Origin of the sequence: Pseudomonas sp. PA1(2017) (assembly GCF_001945375.1) — a bacterium.
Lineage (GTDB): Bacteria > Pseudomonadota > Gammaproteobacteria > Pseudomonadales > Pseudomonadaceae > Aquipseudomonas.
Genome location: NZ_MSXU01000015.1, coordinates 504,042 through 521,240, shown reverse-complemented (window position 1 = coordinate 521,240; position 17,199 = coordinate 504,042). Strand labels below are relative to the sequence as shown.

Below are 17,199 nucleotides of genomic sequence, written 5' to 3'. Positions count from 1 at the left end.
AATCGCGGAGGTTCCACCCAGCGCAGCGGCCGGGTGGAAACCGTCTATTTTTCTTGATTTTGAGGGGGCAAGAACCCCTGCTTTTGTATCAGGGAGAGCGTCACCGCCTGTGGTGACAGCAACGTGCTTCGTCAGTTAGCAACTGGCCGGCACGGGAAATTGGAAGCCTCTATCCTCAACTTCGCCACTAGGCGGTTACTCATCAAGTTTCATAGAGATTGCCTGCATACCTTTCACAAACTCCATGTTGAAACCTTCAGTTGGCACGAAGTAGGGAACAACCACCTTCAAATCATCGAACGCATCGTGTTGCTGAAGCTGGTGTAAATAGCGCTGTAGGAGCTCTGGCTTGGTTGCAGACCTTGAAAGGTGTTTCTTCACTCGCTCCTCGTATTGTCCCACCTCGTCCTCAGTCGCACAGTCGCCCTCATCAGTCATCGCCAGAAGTTCGCGGGCGAAACGTTTTTGTGACCATCCCAATTGCTTGATGAGCCTTTTGATCTCCCGCTGCAGTCGCTCAGTTTCTGTCCCCATCTGTCCCCAGGCACCTAGCTAATGTTCGATACGTCCCAGCGGGGACGCCCAAATCACTATTGAAGGAAATGAAAATGTCCAAAAAAATGACTCAAGCCGACGCTTCGCGCATTGCCTCCGCTACCGCAAGGCTGAATGGAGGTCATGTTCCGATAGCTTCTTTCGCCTCTCGCGCTCAATCGGCCGCAAGCGGCAATGGCGCCGGCTGGCCGAGCAAGAACGATGGCATGCCTTCCGGCGGCGGCCGCGATAACAATCCACCTGCTCCTAAGAAGTAATCCTCAGCGTTAGTAGGACAAGGACGTCCTGGTCAGTTTGCACTGCCTGGCTGCCGACTCAAAGGCAGCTAGGTATTTATCCGTATTTTTGTTGAAGTCCGAGACTTTAAAAGATTTCTGCACCTTGCCCAGCGCACATATGCAGTCATCTCTTTTGCCTGAGTAGGCGTAGCTGGCCAAAGGCTGCTGCGACGAATTAAGGCACATCTCGATAATTGCATACTCATTCGAAATGGAATAGCGATCCATATGTCCTTTATAGTCGAGCAGTTCTTTGGTGCCGATCGCGCCAGCTCCAAACGCTAAGACTACAGCACCCAGCGTTTTTTTGATCTTTCCGTAGGCGTGGCCAGTCAGAGGTTCTTTGCAATGCCCACAATTAACTTGTGTGTCCAGATTTAGTGAATTTGATTTCGAACAACTTGGGCATTTGATCAGCATGGGAATCCTTGAGCTTCCATGGATGATTATAAAGCTCCTTGAGAGAGAAAATTTACGATAAATTACGACATTTTACGTGCTGAGTGAACGTAATTTTCAGTCTGTGGCCTCGATGAGTCAGCAGAGTAGAAGTTTAGCTCCGTCTGGCAAAATCTGGAATTCAATCATCATTTCTACTGTGTGTAGTGAGCCAGATGTGGCGGGCCACAAGCCGCCCGCTATTCAGGAATCAGCTCCTAAAGTAAATCTTATGTCTACTGAAGAAAGAGAAGGCTACGAAGCCTATTGGAGAGGTGAAGGTGTGGGGGATAATCCTTACATTTGGTCGAATAAAACCTGGTGGATGGTTGAGGATTGGGAAAATGGGTGGAAGCGAGCGCAGCAGGAGGATTACGATGATGATTAGTGTTGTTAACTCCGTTCGATCTCAATACCAACTTCTGGTTGCTTATTGCCTGTTGCGCTCGGCTAGTTTTTGGCGACTGTCGTCACTTGCGTTTTCTCAAGCCAGCATCCTGTTCAGGCTTAAGTTCATTGACAAAAAAAGTATCCGGACGGCTATTGCCAGTTCTTGCTGTAAATTCTGTGGCGTGCTCAAGGTCGATGCTTAGATTGGTCGCTTGACGCAGTTCGCCCAGGTGATGCTGTTGCATTGACTTGCCTATGCCTCCCTGCGCATCTTTGGCTGGTGGGTCTGTTTTGAACAAAAGCCTCCCAGGTAGCTGGGTTTACTCGATAGGAGCAGGGATGGGAGTTTTCACGCCGGCTGGAGAAACGCGTGTAGCTGTTTTGGTGGATTGCGACAACGTATCGCCCGAGATTCTGGAGCACGCCTTGCGTGTGGTCGCCCAGTTCGGCCGCGTCGTCCTTAGAAGGGGATATGGCAATCACGGGACCTTGGCCAACAAATGGCAGGAGGCGCTCGTTCGACTGGCCTTCACGCCATGCCTGCAGTACCAGTATGCAGCCGGTAAGAATACTTCCGACATCGCCTTGGCCCTGGACGCAATGGAAGCGCTCTTCGATCATCGTGCGGATACATTCTGCCTGGTAACCAGCGACTCCGACTTTGCCTACCTGTGCCGCAAACTCCGGGAGCGCGGCGCGACGGTCTGTATTGAGGGCGAGCCGAAAACGCCTGATGCACTGCGCAATGCCAGCGATCAGTTCTTCGAATGGCGTCGCGAGGAGCATCTTCAGGAGCCTGTAGCTGAGCAGGCCGAGAAAAACGCCAGCAAGACCGAGGCCTGTAAGCAGGATCTGACTAAGCCGGAACCGGCAAAACCCGTGATCAAACGCCGTCCAAAGTTCGTGGTGGACGCCGTATCGCTACTCGCCGGCGGTACCAGCGAAGGCAGGGTGACGTTGAGTGCGCTCGGCCAGTATCTAAAGCGAACGGATCCAGCCTTCTCGCCAAATGCGTACGGCCATTCGGGGCTGCTCGACATGACAAAGACCTATGACCTGCTGCATCTTACGCAAGAAACGGGTGGCCATTGGAGTGTAGGTCTGACTGCCAAGGAAGAGTCACACGCCTAATACAGGCGAAGCAAAAAAGGGGGCTAAGCCCCCTAAGGTTCAAAGCAAACCTTCCTCAGCGAACGACACCGTGCGCTGGCCAGCCACGATGATGTGATCCAGAGATCGAACCTCGACAAGCGCCAAGGCTTCTTTCAGGCGCTGCGTGAGCGACCGATCAGCCTGACTTGGCTCTGGGTTGCCGCTGGGGTGGTTGTGCGCGTATATCACTGCAGCCGCATTCAGGCGAAGTGCCTCCTTGACCACTTCCCGCGGGTAGACCGAAGCGCAATCGATGGTGCCCCGGAACATCTCGACGTACTGGATCAGGCGATGCTTGGCATCCAGGAACAGGGCCCCAAAAACCTCGTGTTCGAAGCCCGCCAGCTTGGTGATCAGGTAGTCCTTGACCAGCTCCGGCGAGGTAAACGCAGCGCCACGCTGTATCTTCTGATCGATCACCTGTCGAGCCGCTGCCAGGATCTGCTCGGCAGTGGCTGGCGCGTAGCGACCTTGCTCGTCGCGAATCAGCAGGGAAGAATCAAGGACGAGAGAAAGCTGAGACATGATCATGCTCCAGTTGCTCGGGCGGAATTGCCCGGAACCGGCACAAGCACGGCGCAGCACAGCTGTCAGGGGGCGATAGCCGGCCCTGCCGCAAGCACGCGAAGCGTGAGCAGCCCTTGACGGCGAGAACGCCGTGATAGGGTCAGAGTAAACAGCAAGACCGTCATTCCACCGATCTCACAGGCGCCGCCAGCAAGCGAAGCGCGCAGGCTTCAAACAAGGGGAGAGCGGCGGCTGCAGCCGCCAACAACAGCGTAGTCGGGGCGCGCGTTATTTGACGCGGTAGAGCATCAGGGAGCCTAGGTCGATCAGGCGACCGGGCTCGTAGCGTTCGATCACCAGCTTCTCATCCCAGCGCTTATTGCTAAACGTGTCTGGCTCATGAGTCAGGGTCAGTAGGTTGCCCTTGAGCTTGAAGCGCAGGGTGGCCTGGACCCGGTTACGCACCTCCATACCCTTGCGGTCCATGCGCAGGGTGGTGGAGCCGAACACCCAATAGCCACGCATGGGTGAGGCGAAGTCCAGGTCCGACCAGGTGCCTTGCAGGTCGGCCAGGGTCAGCAGAGGCGGGTTGGCCTTCTCGGCGTCTGCGTAGCTCGCCTCGGTGTCGCCAGCCGGAGCCGAGGCCTTGCCGGTTTGTGGCTCGCTGTCGGGGGCGGGCGCCGTGATAGGCAGCTCGTGCGCGATCTCCTCTTGGTTCTCCGATGTACCGCAGGGGCGGTCGGAGAACTGCGTGGCGCCATTGGCGGCCTTGCATTTGAAGATGGCGGCAGAGGCCGGGGCCAGCGGTGCGAGAAGCAGGGCGCAGGCGAGCAGGGTAGAGGCGAGGCTGAAGGGGGAGCGCATCAAACATCCTTGTGATGGGGCCGCTATGATGAAGAAGTCTATCCATTGGCCTGGGGCGGTGACAGCCCCGGCTGCGGTAATCGAGCCGCAGCGCTTTCGGCTGCGTCTTGATAGCTGCCGGAGTGATTGTGCTAGTGCCGTTCGGAGTACGCAACAGCGCCGCGCGAGCCTGCGCTCAGCTCAGCTGAAGCGGGAAGAGAGGCATTTCGACGCAACGCCTTCCTGGCCTGCGAGCAGGCCAGGAAGGCGTCCCAGATCAGCAGCGGCATGCTGTTTCGGCCGGCGGTCGACGCTCTGGTTGAGCATGGCCGAGAGCTACGCCTTCAGCCGACTGCCTACCGGCCTCATGTGAACACAACCGCTGGTGCACACGTCCCAGGAAGCCTACCTCGAAGGCGCGCCTGTCGATGGCCCGCGGCAGCAAATCACGCTCGGCGATCATCACCGCCCAGAGCCATCCGTTACAGGCACTGTCGAGCCAGAATTGGGCCAGTTTTATGCCGCTGTCGAATGCCTTCTTGCAGTCAGTCGACCAGGTGATTTCAACACCTGATTGACCATCGAAGGAGGGCAGGTATGTATCGACTTCCTTACTCATGCGGCACCTCCTCGCACTTCGGAGAGCGCACGGCGATAGAGCACCACCATCTCATCGAGCAGATCCAGTGCGGAGTAGGCCGCGATGCGCACGCGCATGCCATCGGGGGGCACACCTTCAGGCTCAGCCAGTTGGTCAAGCAGATGACCAAGCATGACCGCACGCGTTTCAGCAGCAGCTTCAGAGGGCAGGGGGGATCGTTCAGATTCATGCAGCGGACTACGCTGCAGTGGAAAAGGTACAACGCAGGATTCGAACTCAGCCATGGCACACCTCCAGATAAGAGGCGGACAGCAAGACCATAGGCCAAGGGCGGAGCTCTTGGGTAAAAAAGGGATAGCGCATTTTCCTTATGCTCCTTGGACAGATTAAGGAGCCGCCTACCAGCCTTCTCACAAGCGTAGGAGGCGGACCGTGCAAGGGTGAGAAACCGGCGTCCAAGGGAACCGGCCAGGCAAAAGCCTGCCTCACACGGCCCGCCATAGATATGCAGAAGCCCAACGGTTAACCGCTAGCTTTGCACTATGGCGCTACCGCGCCTTGGACAAGATCCGGGTTCTCACGCCCGGTCATGGGATTTACCACGACGCGGGCAGTCTAGCCCGTGGGTTTTGGGAGGGCAACATACTGTGGCGTAGTCGGCAGTTAACTAGAGCGTAGGCAGGTTAGGACTTTGAGGGGGCTTTCGGCCAATAGCCTGCTCAAGGGCTACGGTTGGCTAAAAAATAGGTAATATAGGCCTCTCAATAAGGTTACGTAACCAACTACTCGCATCGGTGCTGCTTATGGATCGGAGGCGATGACCGTGTCTTAGTTACAACTCAATGCTTATTGAACCACGGGTGTTCGACGAGTTTTCGGTCGAGTGCTGTTGTTTAGATGTTTAAAGGAGTTGTGTGTGGTGGTTAGGGTTATCGTTCTCGTGGTTTTCATTGTTGGCTGTATCGCAGGGGTTGTTTATTTGCTGCGTGAAAAAAACGGAGGTGACATCCGGGTGGTGTGGTATTTGTCTTCACTGACCATTATGATTTCGTTTGGTGTTGCCTGGTTGGCCATTAGTGCTAACGTCCTTAGAGGCGGTGAGTTTGTAGGCGAGTATGGTGACTTACTCAATAGTTTTATCAGGTTCATGCTGGATATTGAAAAGGATTTCCTGATTGTGACTGGTGTCGCTTGTTTGATCATACTCCCACAGTGTGCTTGTTACGTGCTCAGCGGGCTGTCCGGTAATGCAAAATCCCCAATGCTTATGAGCGCAAGTTTTTCCTTTTTGGTCTGGGGAGTCATCAAGTCTTTAGTGATTTACGCTTCTATTCTGATTTCTTTAGGGGGGCTGTATCTTCTTGGTTGTCTATCTGGCAAAGATCAAAGCAGTTTTTTGATTTCTACAGGGCTTTACTCCCTTTTATTGGCGTTCTGCATAATTTCCTTATATCGTGAAGGTGAGCAACTTGCGCGCTTTATGGGGAAGCGTATGCCGTTTCTGAAAAGGGTTCATGAGTGGTGTGCCCGTAAAGAAAGCAGTGGGGCTTGAATAGGAAGGGTTGTAAAGTTGCTATATTGTGGTGTTCAGTTGGTTGTTGTCGTGATATCCGCGATCTATTGGGGTGAAGGTAAAGCCAAGGTGCGGATGTCTTTAATTACCATGTGTGTGGCATGAATATTTTCTGCGGTTGCCAGTTGTGGCTAGTTAAAGTGAAGTTTTTTGAGCTCAGAATAATGCTTGGGTACCACTTCTAGACTCGCAAAGTACGTAGGCTTTTCAGATTTCTTACGGGATGGATAACTATGAAGGGTGCTCTTAGTCGGAGTGTGCAAGGTTAGGGAAAATACATGCACGAATTTATTGTTGGACAGGAATATGTGCGGCAGCGCTTGCTTGACTTTGTTGGTAGCCGCCAAATGCAATCGGGTGTCTTGTGGGGAAGTAAGGAATCTGGATGTTTGATTTGTACGTCTGGCGGGAGAGGGGGCAAAAAGGCTGGATACTCAGATGAACTGCTAACTGATGGAAGCTGGTGGTATTTTGGGCAAGGTATGGCTGGCGATCAGTCATTACTGAATGCAGCCAATGCAAAGCTTTCATCAGGAAAACTGTCGGTGTTGTTCTTTACTACAAGGGAGCCCACAGCGCGAGAGGTAGCCGCGAGGGGTGGATACGGAAAACTGTTTGCATTTCGTGGAGACTTCAACGTCGTTGGTTTCGAACAGTTCGTCCCGAGCGATGGCAATCGAAAAGGGGACAGGCTATGGCGATTCCGGTTGGTTCCGGTAGGGGGTGGTGACGACCACTGGGTGGGAGATGAGCATACGAATGCAGACAGCCATGTAGATCTACAGGATCTACAACGAAGCATATATGTGGACTCCCCAGGATCTGAGGTTGGTGTTAGCTTGCAGGAATACCGTCGCCGTAGTGCTGCGGTACACCTCTACGCGACGCTTCGAGCCAATGGCCGGTGCGAGGGCTGTGGCATGCTTGCCCCGTTCGTTCGTCCTGATGGCCGAGCCTTTTTGGAGGTCCACCACATGACCCGGCTCGCCGACGATGGTCCTGACCTGCCCGCCAACGTTGCGGCTCTTTGTCCAAACTGTCACCGCCGGGCCCATTACTCCATTGATCGGATAGAGTTCGGTTGCGCTCTTCGAGCGCATGTTGCCTTTCTCGAGGAGCGAATCGCTACAGGTCAAGGACTGAAATAGGCAAGTGAACGCGATGGCCCGAAATCCCGGGCCACAGGGCCGTTTCAGTCAGTTGCTGACACGATTCCTTGGGCACGACTTTGGATCATCTTATATATGCGTTCGCCAGTCTCCTGAGCTTTTTTAGCAGATGCCAGTTCACACTCCCAAACGACAAGTACCATCCACCCTAAGGCCTGCAGATCTGTTGCTACTCGCGCATCACGTGCGACATTCTTGTCGAATTTCTCCAGCCAGAAGTGTGTGTTGCTCTTAGGCGTCGTTGCGACATTGCATCCGTCGTGCCTATGCCAGAAGCACCCATGCACGAAGACCGCGATCCTGTATCGTGGGAATACGAGATCTGGCTTACCCGGTAGCCCTGCACGATGTAATCGGTATCGGAGTCCGAGCCGATGGAGAACCTTGCGTAGCGCTAGCTCGGGTTGCGTATCCTTGCCCCGGATGCGTGACATCCTGTCCGAGCGCTCTGCGGGACTAAGGAAGTCTGTCATTAGGAGCCTCCTTGCCCGGTCTACGTTCGCAGTCCGGGCCGTGGTCAGCCTTGGTTAGTGAGCTCGAAGAAAGGTAGTCCCCTTATGACCTCTCCAGCCACATCAAATGACTTGTAGAGGCATTGGTGATTGGGAAGGGTCTTCACCCGTTCTGATAACTCTGCCAGATCCGAGGTGAAGCCGAGTACCCCTAGTTCAGCGGGTGTTGCGTTCGGTACCTTATGGATGAACCAGGTCAGCAATGGTTCCCGGTAGTCGGTTGCCCCAGCCTTGAAATGCCGCAGGTACTGCGAGGCCAGGATGACGCCGGTCCCGAACTCGCGGCCCTGCAGCAGCAACTTGCGGAGCACGTCGAACTCATAGCGCATGATGTTGTCCGCCTCGTCTACCAAGAGGTACGAGTCGATGGCCCGGAGCTGTGGGGACGTGCCAAGGAAGGGGCGCTTCGGCGTGCGTAGCATGTTCTCGTAGAACATGTTCAGCATGATGGCGACGAGCATGTTCTTGCTCCTGTCGTCCTGCCCCATGGAGTCCAGGGATATTACCACGACGCCATCGAGGAACTCGTCGAACGGCTTCGTTTCTCCTGAGCGCGCGAAGACTTCCATGTCCACGAGGTCGTCGATGATCGCCATCGGTGAGTCCGACTTCCCGGCAAGTAGTTCTCGGTACTCGGAATGGATATCGTAGATCGTTGGTTGGCGGCCTTGCGCACCGGCCACCTCGTAGGCGCTGCGTACTGCACCCTTGAGCTTGTCCCGCTGCACGGGGCCGATGCCGGAATACACCTTGTCCAGCACATCTGCGAAAAAACGGAACCTGTCCAGCCAAGGTGCGGAGGATTCTCCCATCCCGGTGGTGTCGAAGAGGTTTAGGGGCAGGCGATAGGGTTTCACCACCTTAGCGCCGGTGGCCTCGACAAAGTCCTGGCTGCTGTAGTCGCGCTTGTAGTCGAATATCAGGAACCTTGGCGTGATCCCGCGGTTAGCCTCGCGGGCACTGGATATCTGCAGGATCAACGACTTGAGGAACTGGGTCTTGCCTGTCCCAAGGTCGCCAACGACACCAATGTTCAACTGGTTGAGACGGGTGTCGGAGATGTTCAGACAGAGTGATCGGGGCTCGAAGCCATCGACAGTCTTGCCAACGGACAGGATGATCCCCGTCCCTGGCTCGTCGGTTGGGCTGGCAGGGCTTGTCCCTGCTTCCGCTACGCCGGCGGATAGCTGCTCGACCAGCTTCGTGGCGGCCTCTGGGATGGCTTCTGCTGGAGCTACGGTGGGCTCGCCCGTATGGGCATCGTCCGATGCGGGGATGTCGGGCTGCACGATTGGGGTGCCGGCGGCACTTGCCTGGCTGGGTAGCAGCCCCCAGTCGTCGACCTTGGCACGCACGCCGTCATAGAAAGACTGTGCGTCATTCCCGGCGATGATACGACCTGCATCCCGGCTGGAAATGACAATGGTCTCAGTGTACTTGTCGCCATCGCGATCATGCGGGCTGCTCTGGAGCGATGCATCCACCACGATCAACCGCCCTTTCTCATCGATGCTGATCGGCGGGGTTGGGCTGAGTATGGCTGCGGCGATACGCTCGTGGTAGCTAGCCCAGCGGCCTGCATGCCCACCTACTGCCTGATGCTGGCTGTAGACGCGCAGGCCGAAGCCAACCATTGAGAGCAGCAGGTGCTGGAAGGCAAGGCGCCATGCCAGGGAACTACTTGCGCGCTTCTCGATGGCACGCAGCAATGACGACAGGGCCTTGGCTTGGGAGAGTGCCTCGGTTGATTCGCCTATACCGAAGACAACCCCCTGCCTGCACTTTACCTCTATGGGCGTAAGGTGCAGGTGGATCCTGTCGCTGCATGCGCGTACGCCCACTACCAGTAAGTCGGGGCGAGACAGGGACGTATCCTTGCGCTCCTTGCCAAGGGAGCGGGCAAGGTCGGAAAGGTAGCCCCGGAAGGGGTCGACGGGGATGATTATTGCTATCGTCGAGTCCTCCGGCGATCCGGCAAGCACCGGCAGCAGGCTTTCCTTGTTACCTGTCACGCGGAACTGGTCCTGCAGGAGCCGGACCGCGAGAAAAAGTCCAAGGTCGCCAGTTGCCCCCGTATCGTCCCCGGAGAGGCCGCGCACCGTAGGAATCCCCCTTCGCGCTACCTCGAGGAGGATTTGCTCGACCTGAGCATCATCCAGATCGTCGCATCCAGGGAGGGGCTTCAAGACACGCCGCAGCGCATCGCGATCGGCCTGCTTGACCTGCGACAATAGATAGTAGCCGCTGGTGTCGCCTGCTCGATGGGAGTACGACGGTAGGTCGTAGTCCCATAGATACGTCCCTTGAATCCAGCCACCGAGGAAGCAGGCAGGGTCGATCGCTGACGATGATACGGCGACGAACCCAGCACATTTCTCCTCGAGCATGTTGGAAACTGCATGGACATTTGGGGAAAATTGCAGGCCGACCTTGCCATCCTTAAGTCTTTCCATCATGAGCATACACGCGGAAACCTTGTCGGCGAACAGATCACCAGATGGTGGCATCTGCAGGCCCTGTCGGGACTCGCTCAGGAACGGGGCCTGTAATTGACGCCTCACGCGGTGCCTGATCAGTCCACCGGCCCCCATCGGCGAAAGCATACCGACTTCCTTGGATTCGGGTTCGGCCGAATCTAGTTGGGCAATGATACCTAAGTCAGGCTTGGACCCAGTTGGTTGCTTGTCATACCAGCGGACATGGTTGCCCGTGTCCTCAGAAAGGTTGGCGATCGTCGCCTGGTCGGGCCGGCCGGCCTCCCTAGTATCGAATACCTCCACAATCCTTGGCCCGACACCGTGCAGCGGCGTGTCATTGCCCCCATTGCCGAACTGCTTGGTGCACCAGGTGGCCAATCCTTCGTTGCATGCATCCGTAGTGCCATTTGCGCTCGACACTACCAGGCTGACGATAGGTTTGGCTGCCAGAAGGTCGGTGACGTCGTCGAGTGCTCGCGAGACCTGAGCTGGACTGAACCCGCTCGATATGCCTCCGACAGCCAGTCCGAAGCTACTGTCGAACGGGGCTTTACGAGCGCGGTCGGGTATCTGTCCCAGCCGGGAGCCGTTCCAAAGCACGGACCAATAGTCTGAGCTGCATTCGACAGAAAGGAAGTCGATCTTGTCCACACCATCCGGTGCCTGCAGCGAGATAGTAAGGAGGTCGGGGACACAATCCGGATCGAGGATGCTCGCGGCCGGGCATGGAGAGTTGCCCTCGGCTTCGTCACGAAGAACTTTCTGGGCCAAGCAGTGCCATGCTAAGCGTAATGGGTGCAAGGGGGAAAGGATGATGGCATCTGGGATCCTTCCCAGGGTACGACCATCAGACTCTAGAGAGCAGACGGCAACGGTGTCGATCCAGCAGGCGATATCCGGGTCGGCGTCCAGCCATGACATGAATGCACCGAGGTACTCCTCGACAAGGGACCGAAATTCAGATTCTTCGGATAGCCAGGCACCAAGTGGTGCGGACTCAAGCAGCCCCGACTGATCGTCGCTACCCCGTATGTACCGGGCGATCCCCCGCCGGGCCTCGACGAAGCCCTTGGGGGGCGTGAAGCTCAAGGCCTCGGGGCGAGGGTCATGCAGGAAACGCCCGTTCGAGAGTACAGGTCCGTGCGGGGCGTCCCAGTCAGGAGGAGCCCACCGGGACGCATAGTCCTCCGCGATCACCAATGGCCTGAAGGAGTTAGATACGTTCTGTTCCTCCAACACCCATGACTGCAGGCTGGAGGAACGTGCATTCCGGTCGAGATGTACAACAGCCTTAGTGTCGAACTTTTCGAGATGTCGTCGGTTTAGCTTGATGAGCCGCTCGAACTCACTCCTGCAGCCTTCTTCCTTTGCCTCTTCGCAGGTGAGGTAGACACGACAGGCCTTTGGCGATTGCTCGCCGGCTGGAGTAAAGGTTATGTCCAGCTGGTACTTGCCATCGGCCTCGATCTCTAGGAGGTATTCGTCCTCACCAACCTGCCGAGGGTCGAGTGTCTCCCGCTGCTCCTCAAACTCAGTGGCATCGTCCGGCAAGCCTTCAACCTTCCCAATGCTTGCGTCTGGAGCAAGGTGGAGCCGTAGCTCATAACGACCGGAGCCAGGCAGCGACAGAGACGTCTCCCAGTCCATCGCCGCAGTGTTCTTCCGGGGTTTTTTGGGCGGCGAGAGCTTTGTCGCGAGTCTGCAGGTAACAAGTATTCCTGGCTTCCAACTCGCGAGGGAGATCACCCGGACGCTTGCAGGTTTACAGCCGTCCGCTGACACCTTGTAGCTCATTGGAGTTCCGTGGGGCGCGGGGAACAGGTCAATGTGACTGGTAGACCCGCTGGAGCCAGCTGTTAGTGCCACCGGGACCTTGCCGTAGGAGCCTCCCGTCAATTGGAACTCCTTTGGCTGGCTCTCCTCGCTTGTGGAGATAACCAGCTCGACATTGTCCCGTACCACGGCAGGCGAGCCCTTTCCTATCGGAATCACGCTATTGGTGCATCGGATCGTCAGCTCGCCGACGGCTTCGTCTGGCTCGTCGGCAAGTAGCTCTGTCCATTGCTCGATGGTGAGCGTTGTCCACCAGAATGGTGGGGTCGCCAGTTCAAGATCGGCGTTAGGTAGATAGAAGGCCGCTGCGGCACGCTCGAAGGCCGTAGGTACGTTGCAATTCGACTGAAGATGGGAAAGCAGCTCGCGCAGCGCTTGCACGATCTCTGGTTGGGCGCCTTGCGCCAACCGCTCGATGCCTGTCTTGAAGCCGTCTGCAAGCTCGTCGACGATTTTTCCCAAGACCGAAAGCTGTGTCTTGGCTGAAACTCCTCCCTCTTTCATCGGTGGGAGACCACATGCTAGTGAAAGCGCGGTTCCTGCAGACAACCCTTGATTCGTGTTTGCTATCGAGTAAATACGTGAGAGCAGGCGCCATGCGGCGCGATGACCGCCCTTTTCTGGGTCCACCTCGTCAACTGAGGCTGCGGCGGCACGGATTAGTCCTCTGGCGTCATCCTTCTGGGCCTCTGGTATGCCGGCAGAGAGCAGTGCATTGTTGACTGCTCGCTGGACAAAGCCATCTTCCCACCATTGTTCAAAGGACCCATGCCCCGTACTAGTGGCTGCCCCCAACCCGAATTCGTCAGTCGTGGACTCGATCGAGAGATTGTTGTGCAGTCCAGGAGGAACCAGAGCAATAAAGCTAGGGTTGGCAGGGTCGTTGCGCACATCCAGCAAGTGATCGTTTTCGCACTTGCCGGATTCTCCAATGCGGGGTCTAGCCCCCTGTAACTGGCCGGCCGGATACTGGAGCAGTACCGGCAGGGTCACCAGTCCACCGCCGACCCCATCTGGCACCTGAATCCCTCCATCTCGGGCCAGTTCGTCATATGTCGGCTCGAGGAGCTCAAGCGGAGGGCCGCGGAAAATCAGGCGGTACTCAAGGTTGGTGCCTCCAAACCCTTGAGTTGAGCCACGGACCTTCTCGTAGATAGTGTCCGAGAGCCAGTGTGCGAGTTTAGTCATATTCCGGGCCCTGGCTGGCTTGGTTTATGGGGAACGGGGGAAGTAGCAGCATGCCACTTTCTGCATCAGGGCTATCAAGCACCAGACCGAGCATCCGCAACTGATGACCAAGGTCGTTCCTACCGATGTCATGCCTATCCACAGCGATACCATAGGCTTCCAGATGTTGCCCAAGCCGGTGGACCGATCGGGGGCCACCCATTCCTGCGAGGGCGCAGTGGACCAGGGTAAGCACGGCGACTGGGCCTAGAGAGACGACCCACGGGCTGGATGGACTGCTGCCTTTTTTCTTCAGGATGTATCCCTGGTCATAACCTCTCAGCAGTGGGACTGCAGCTTGGCGTTGACCAAGGACGTGACGTGCAAACTCGAGCAGATTGGAGCCTATGCCCTTCTTGCAAAGCAGCGCGCGGCCTTCTTGCCCACACACGTCGGCAATCGTCTCAAGCGTGCCTAGGCGACTAAGTTCGGCCTTGTGCAGGCGGATATGTTGGCAAAGTGCAGCTACTCCGGCGCTCGAGGAGAGGTTGCCAGTGAAAGAGGCCCCTATCTGGTCCAGAGACCAGAGTATGGCATTGATCCCCAGACGGGCATTTAGATAGCTGGATACCTTGTCCTTTATACCTTGGAGGGCTTTCCCCCCATACGTCATGTACTGAGTTGCTTCTGGGAACAGCGCGTGTCTTGCGTCAAGCTCGCTAGAAGGAGCAATGCCATCTCTTAGTGCGGCTGACAAGCAGTTCCATTTCCTGGCATGGATATCGCACAACCATGTCACGTGGGATGCTGCTGCCAGGCGAAGCAACGCCTCTAGAAGACTAGTCCACTGCCGGCGGGTCATGGAACTCTTGGCCTGAATGATGGCTTGGAGGTCCTTGGTGAATCGTCGGGCAGGAAGGAACAGAGTTCCTTGGAAGTCCGACGTCTCCAGCGTTGCCATCTCATCTTCGGGTATCGGAGAAAGCGCCCAGTTGCCTACTTCTGGACTCCACGCTGATGTCTCCTGATCGAGCCAGCGTGCGAAGACATCGTCCTCATCATCGACGCTCAATGCAGCGAAAAGACTTTGCCAAAGCCGTTGCGCAGACTCTCGATCTTTCGATCCAAGGCAAACCATGCGGCGTATCAGGCTCCCGGCAGGCCAAGAGTTGCTGCTCAGTCTTGCAGAGCCAGAGAAGAGTGCCGCCCCTGGTACGATGGGGGTTACCTGTAGGAACCGCTTGGACGACTGGTTGGGGAGCTTTGGGCTCTCCAAAATCCCATGAAGCACGGTATTCCAGGCTTCTACGCCGACGACCGCTCCCGTTGGCGAAGGTTGGCGTTTTTCACGGAGTTTCTGGATGCGTCTGTCAAGATCTCGCCCCGCTTGCGGTACGCTACCCTCGCTGACTGCTGAGAAGCCTATGGTTCGGTAGAGCGAAGCAAGCAATACTTCTGAGCTCGCATACTCAGGGGCAGGACTGATTGCCAGGGCTGACTTCTGGTAGCTCGGATGCGACTTGCTCCATGGGGTCTGCTTGAAATCCGCAAGGCTCATACCTCGTCCTCCCGGCTTTCAACGAAACCGTCCCACGAGCGATTTACCACCGTGCCATCCGCGCCGACACGGATACGGGCATCATCTAGGAGCATATGGTCGCGGACGATTGGACCGGATAATCGAGCCTTTGTCGTGTCCAGTAGTGCAACAACCGTGCGCGGAAGGGATGCAGGTGAAAGCCCCCTTTCCAGTTCCTTAACCGCTTTGAAAAGGTCATAGGTCAGCGGGACAGGTTGGACTGATTGCCCTTGGCCTACATGGAGATAGCAAATCGGTGGGTGAGGGCGTCCCTTGGTATTTTGGGGAGACATCCTGACCGGGCTCTGCGGGACGATTAGCGTTGCCTGACGTTGCCGTGGGGGGAGAGGTTGGCCAAACGTAGTAGTTAGCGACACCTCGAACTCCTTTCCGGTGTTCAGCAGATCCTTTACTTGCTTAGCCACCTTGAATAGGTGGTGGTGTTTGTCGCTGTCTTCGACTATCTGCTGAAACGCTTCCAAAATCGGAGCATCCGCCACGACGGCCGTCCGCGTGCATATGCTTCTTCGTACTAGGCGGCAAGAGAAATCGCGGAGCACATGCTGAACTCGGCTGGCGGCCACCGGCCTTTTGCGCCGTATGCTCGGCAGGGAAAGCATGGCGTCTGAGGCGGATAGACGTCGAAGTAGATCGAGCTCATTTGGTGATAGCACCTGATACTTGCGTATGAACTCAATACCGCCTGCCAGGGAGCGGCTAAAGCGCATGTCTAGTTCGCCAAGCGCAATTTTAGTTCGGCTGCTTACTGCTACTTCAATGTCTGGGCTCGCTAGCGCCGGGTCGAGAGTTTGAACCAGCCCCTCCAGCAAGGGGGCGATAGTCGCTGGGAGGTAGTTGCTTTTGCGTTCAGAGAGGAAATGGACGAGTCCCATTAGGGTACGACCTTCCTCTATGTCGAGCTCTTTCTCGAGGCCAAGATCCTTAAGGTCACGGCGAAGTGAGGTAGCTACGTTCCTATCCCAGCGATGGAAAAGAGCATGTTGGTAGCTCGAAGTCGCAAGGTGGAAAACCGCGCTTAGCGATTGCCTGCTATGCCTCTTTGTCGTCGGAGCGTGATTGTCGAGTTCAACAAGGTTCGCCGCCCATTGGCAGGGAGTGGACTGGTATGGAGTTCCTACCGGGTCATGCACCACAGGATGGTGGCCTGCCAGCAAGTACGAGGTGAGGGAGAACAAGTCTCGGAAACTCCAACGTTTGCCACTGGCGAGCTCGTACCAGCGCAGTATCTTCAGCAAGGATGCCCTGTTCTCATCCCGCACGAGGATGGCCTGACTGGAGCAGAAGGGGCATTTGTCGCCAGCTGGGCATCCCCCTTTCGCTGGCCACATCCCGGAGGCGGTGGCCTGGCCTAAGAGTATCTCGGCAGGCGCCACCGGCTCGTCGTCCGGCTTAACCAGAAGTGATTCGGCATCCATCGGCCAGACTGCAATTGATGGGAATCCATCGAGGGGCCAGCAAGAGGGGGCGTCATACGCCAGGCTTACAGCCCGGGTAATGGCTTCGAGAAGACTACGTGCTTGTTCTAGACTGTTGTCTATTGCGTGAATCAGAGCGTCATCGAGGACGCCACGATTGACGCAGCAGAGATAGGCTTGGGTGGATGGCCCATCCAGTAGCCTAGTGAGTTCCTCTATGAGGAGGACGGGAGCCGTGCTTCCCTCGTGCCCAGCAGTGGCAGATGCGTCCTGGACGATGTCAATACTAAGGCTGTCATCACGCCGGGCAAGACGACCAGCATCTACCCTCGCTAGTCGTGGTACTGCTAAGCCTGAAGAGGGATGGAAGGCTTTCGAGAGTTCGTCGACCAACCGGCCATTGCAACCGAGGCTTTCGTCGAGCCAGCGAATAGTGCGCTCGATCGCCTCGGTCTTCCCATTTCCAGGGCCACCTACCAACAGGACTATCCTGGGGGAAGTTGAAGCCTGGGTGGAAAGCCTGTTGGCCCAACTCTGGAGTCGGGATAGGAGGTTCGTCCGTAGCAATTGCTTGTTCGGCTGGCCGCTTTTCTCGTCCAGCAGCCGTTTTACCCCTCCTGAGTGGTGACCGGCCCAGTCGACAAGCGCGGCAGGGTATTGTGCCCCTTCCAGTTGGGAGCTATCCATTC

Annotated in this window: 16 protein-coding genes; 5 read left to right on the top strand and 11 right to left on the bottom strand. The window is 56.5% G+C overall.

Annotated elements, in window-relative coordinates:
• Window positions 1–195 precede the first annotated feature (195 nt).
• Window positions 196–534, bottom strand: a complete 339-nt coding sequence (locus BVH01_RS22975) for a hypothetical protein (RefSeq protein WP_075932531.1) — start codon at window positions 532–534, stop codon at window positions 196–198.
• A 74-nt stretch (window positions 535–608) separates the two neighbouring features.
• Between BVH01_RS22975 and BVH01_RS24180 the strand changes: the two genes are divergently transcribed.
• Entirely contained in the window at window positions 609–812 is a 204-nt protein-coding gene (locus BVH01_RS24180; protein ID WP_218189123.1) for a hypothetical protein, read from the top strand.
• A gap of 9 nt (window positions 813–821) precedes the next feature.
• On the opposite strand, the gene BVH01_RS24600 is transcribed toward BVH01_RS24180, so the two are convergent.
• Complete coding sequence (locus BVH01_RS24600; protein WP_139317897.1) at window positions 822–1,253, bottom strand: hypothetical protein; 432 nt, start codon at window positions 1,251–1,253, stop codon at window positions 822–824.
• 76 nt (window positions 1,254–1,329) lie between these two features.
• Between BVH01_RS24600 and BVH01_RS24595 the strand changes: the two genes are divergently transcribed.
• A complete protein-coding gene (locus BVH01_RS24595) occupies window positions 1,330–1,659 on the top strand; it encodes a hypothetical protein (RefSeq protein ID WP_139317896.1) in 330 nt (109 codons plus the stop codon).
• 82 nt (window positions 1,660–1,741) lie between these two features.
• Here the strand turns inward: BVH01_RS24595 and BVH01_RS24590 are convergent, their stop codons facing one another.
• The gene (locus tag BVH01_RS24590) at window positions 1,742–1,960 is read right to left on the bottom strand and encodes a hypothetical protein (RefSeq protein ID WP_139317895.1); all 219 of its coding nucleotides are present in this window, start codon (window positions 1,958–1,960) and stop codon (window positions 1,742–1,744) included.
• A 40-nt stretch (window positions 1,961–2,000) separates the two neighbouring features.
• Between BVH01_RS24590 and BVH01_RS22965 the strand changes: the two genes are divergently transcribed.
• A complete protein-coding gene (locus BVH01_RS22965; RefSeq protein WP_075932529.1) occupies window positions 2,001–2,792 on the top strand; it encodes an NYN domain-containing protein in 792 nt (263 codons plus the stop codon).
• Window positions 2,793–2,831: 39 nt separating this feature from the next.
• Here BVH01_RS22965 and radC read toward each other — a convergent pair whose 3' ends face one another.
• From radC to BVH01_RS22945, 4 genes are all read right to left on the bottom strand, one after another.
• Window positions 2,832–3,338 (bottom strand): DNA repair protein RadC, encoded by a 507-nt coding sequence (gene radC, locus BVH01_RS22960; RefSeq protein WP_075932528.1) that lies wholly within the window; start codon window positions 3,336–3,338, stop codon window positions 2,832–2,834.
• A gap of 270 nt (window positions 3,339–3,608) precedes the next feature.
• Entirely contained in the window at window positions 3,609–4,184 is a 576-nt protein-coding gene (locus BVH01_RS22955) for a DUF4124 domain-containing protein (protein ID WP_075932527.1), read from the bottom strand.
• A 256-nt stretch (window positions 4,185–4,440) separates the two neighbouring features.
• Window positions 4,441–4,782 carry a LasR-specific antiactivator QslA gene (locus BVH01_RS22950; protein WP_075932526.1) on the bottom strand — a complete coding sequence of 114 codons (342 nt, stop codon included), beginning with the start codon at window positions 4,780–4,782 and terminating at the stop codon, window positions 4,441–4,443.
• Window positions 4,779–5,048 (bottom strand): hypothetical protein, encoded by a 270-nt coding sequence (locus BVH01_RS22945; RefSeq protein ID WP_075932525.1) that lies wholly within the window; start codon window positions 5,046–5,048, stop codon window positions 4,779–4,781. Before BVH01_RS22945 ends, BVH01_RS22950 begins: the two co-directional genes overlap by 4 nt.
• 635 nt (window positions 5,049–5,683) lie before the next feature.
• Here BVH01_RS22945 and BVH01_RS22940 point away from each other — a divergent pair.
• Window positions 5,684–6,316, top strand: coding sequence for a hypothetical protein (locus BVH01_RS22940; protein WP_139317894.1), 633 nt, complete (start codon window positions 5,684–5,686; stop codon window positions 6,314–6,316).
• A gap of 299 nt (window positions 6,317–6,615) precedes the next feature.
• A complete protein-coding gene (locus BVH01_RS24175) occupies window positions 6,616–7,485 on the top strand; it encodes an HNH endonuclease signature motif containing protein (protein WP_083659526.1) in 870 nt (289 codons plus the stop codon).
• Window positions 7,486–7,529: 44 nt separating this feature from the next.
• Here the strand turns inward: BVH01_RS24175 and BVH01_RS22930 are convergent, their stop codons facing one another.
• Genes BVH01_RS22930 through BVH01_RS22915 form a run of 4 tightly spaced genes read right to left on the bottom strand, consistent with a single transcriptional unit; the run spans window position 7,530 to window position 17,197 of the window.
• The gene (locus BVH01_RS22930; RefSeq protein WP_075932522.1) at window positions 7,530–7,979 is read right to left on the bottom strand and encodes a very short patch repair endonuclease; all 450 of its coding nucleotides are present in this window, start codon (window positions 7,977–7,979) and stop codon (window positions 7,530–7,532) included.
• 44 nt (window positions 7,980–8,023) lie between these two features.
• The gene (locus BVH01_RS24745; protein WP_075932521.1) at window positions 8,024–13,516 is read right to left on the bottom strand and encodes a hypothetical protein; all 5,493 of its coding nucleotides are present in this window, start codon (window positions 13,514–13,516) and stop codon (window positions 8,024–8,026) included.
• Window positions 13,509–15,053 (bottom strand): hypothetical protein, encoded by a 1,545-nt coding sequence (locus tag BVH01_RS22920; protein ID WP_075932520.1) that lies wholly within the window; start codon window positions 15,051–15,053, stop codon window positions 13,509–13,511. Before BVH01_RS22920 ends, BVH01_RS24745 begins: the two co-directional genes overlap by 8 nt.
• Window positions 15,050–17,197: an ATP-binding protein gene (locus BVH01_RS22915; protein ID WP_075932519.1), complete on the bottom strand. Its 2,148-nt coding sequence runs from the start codon at window positions 17,195–17,197 to the stop codon at window positions 15,050–15,052. The genes BVH01_RS22920 and BVH01_RS22915 overlap by 4 nt, the downstream gene beginning before the upstream one ends.
• Between the last annotated feature and the right edge of the window lie 2 nt (window positions 17,198–17,199).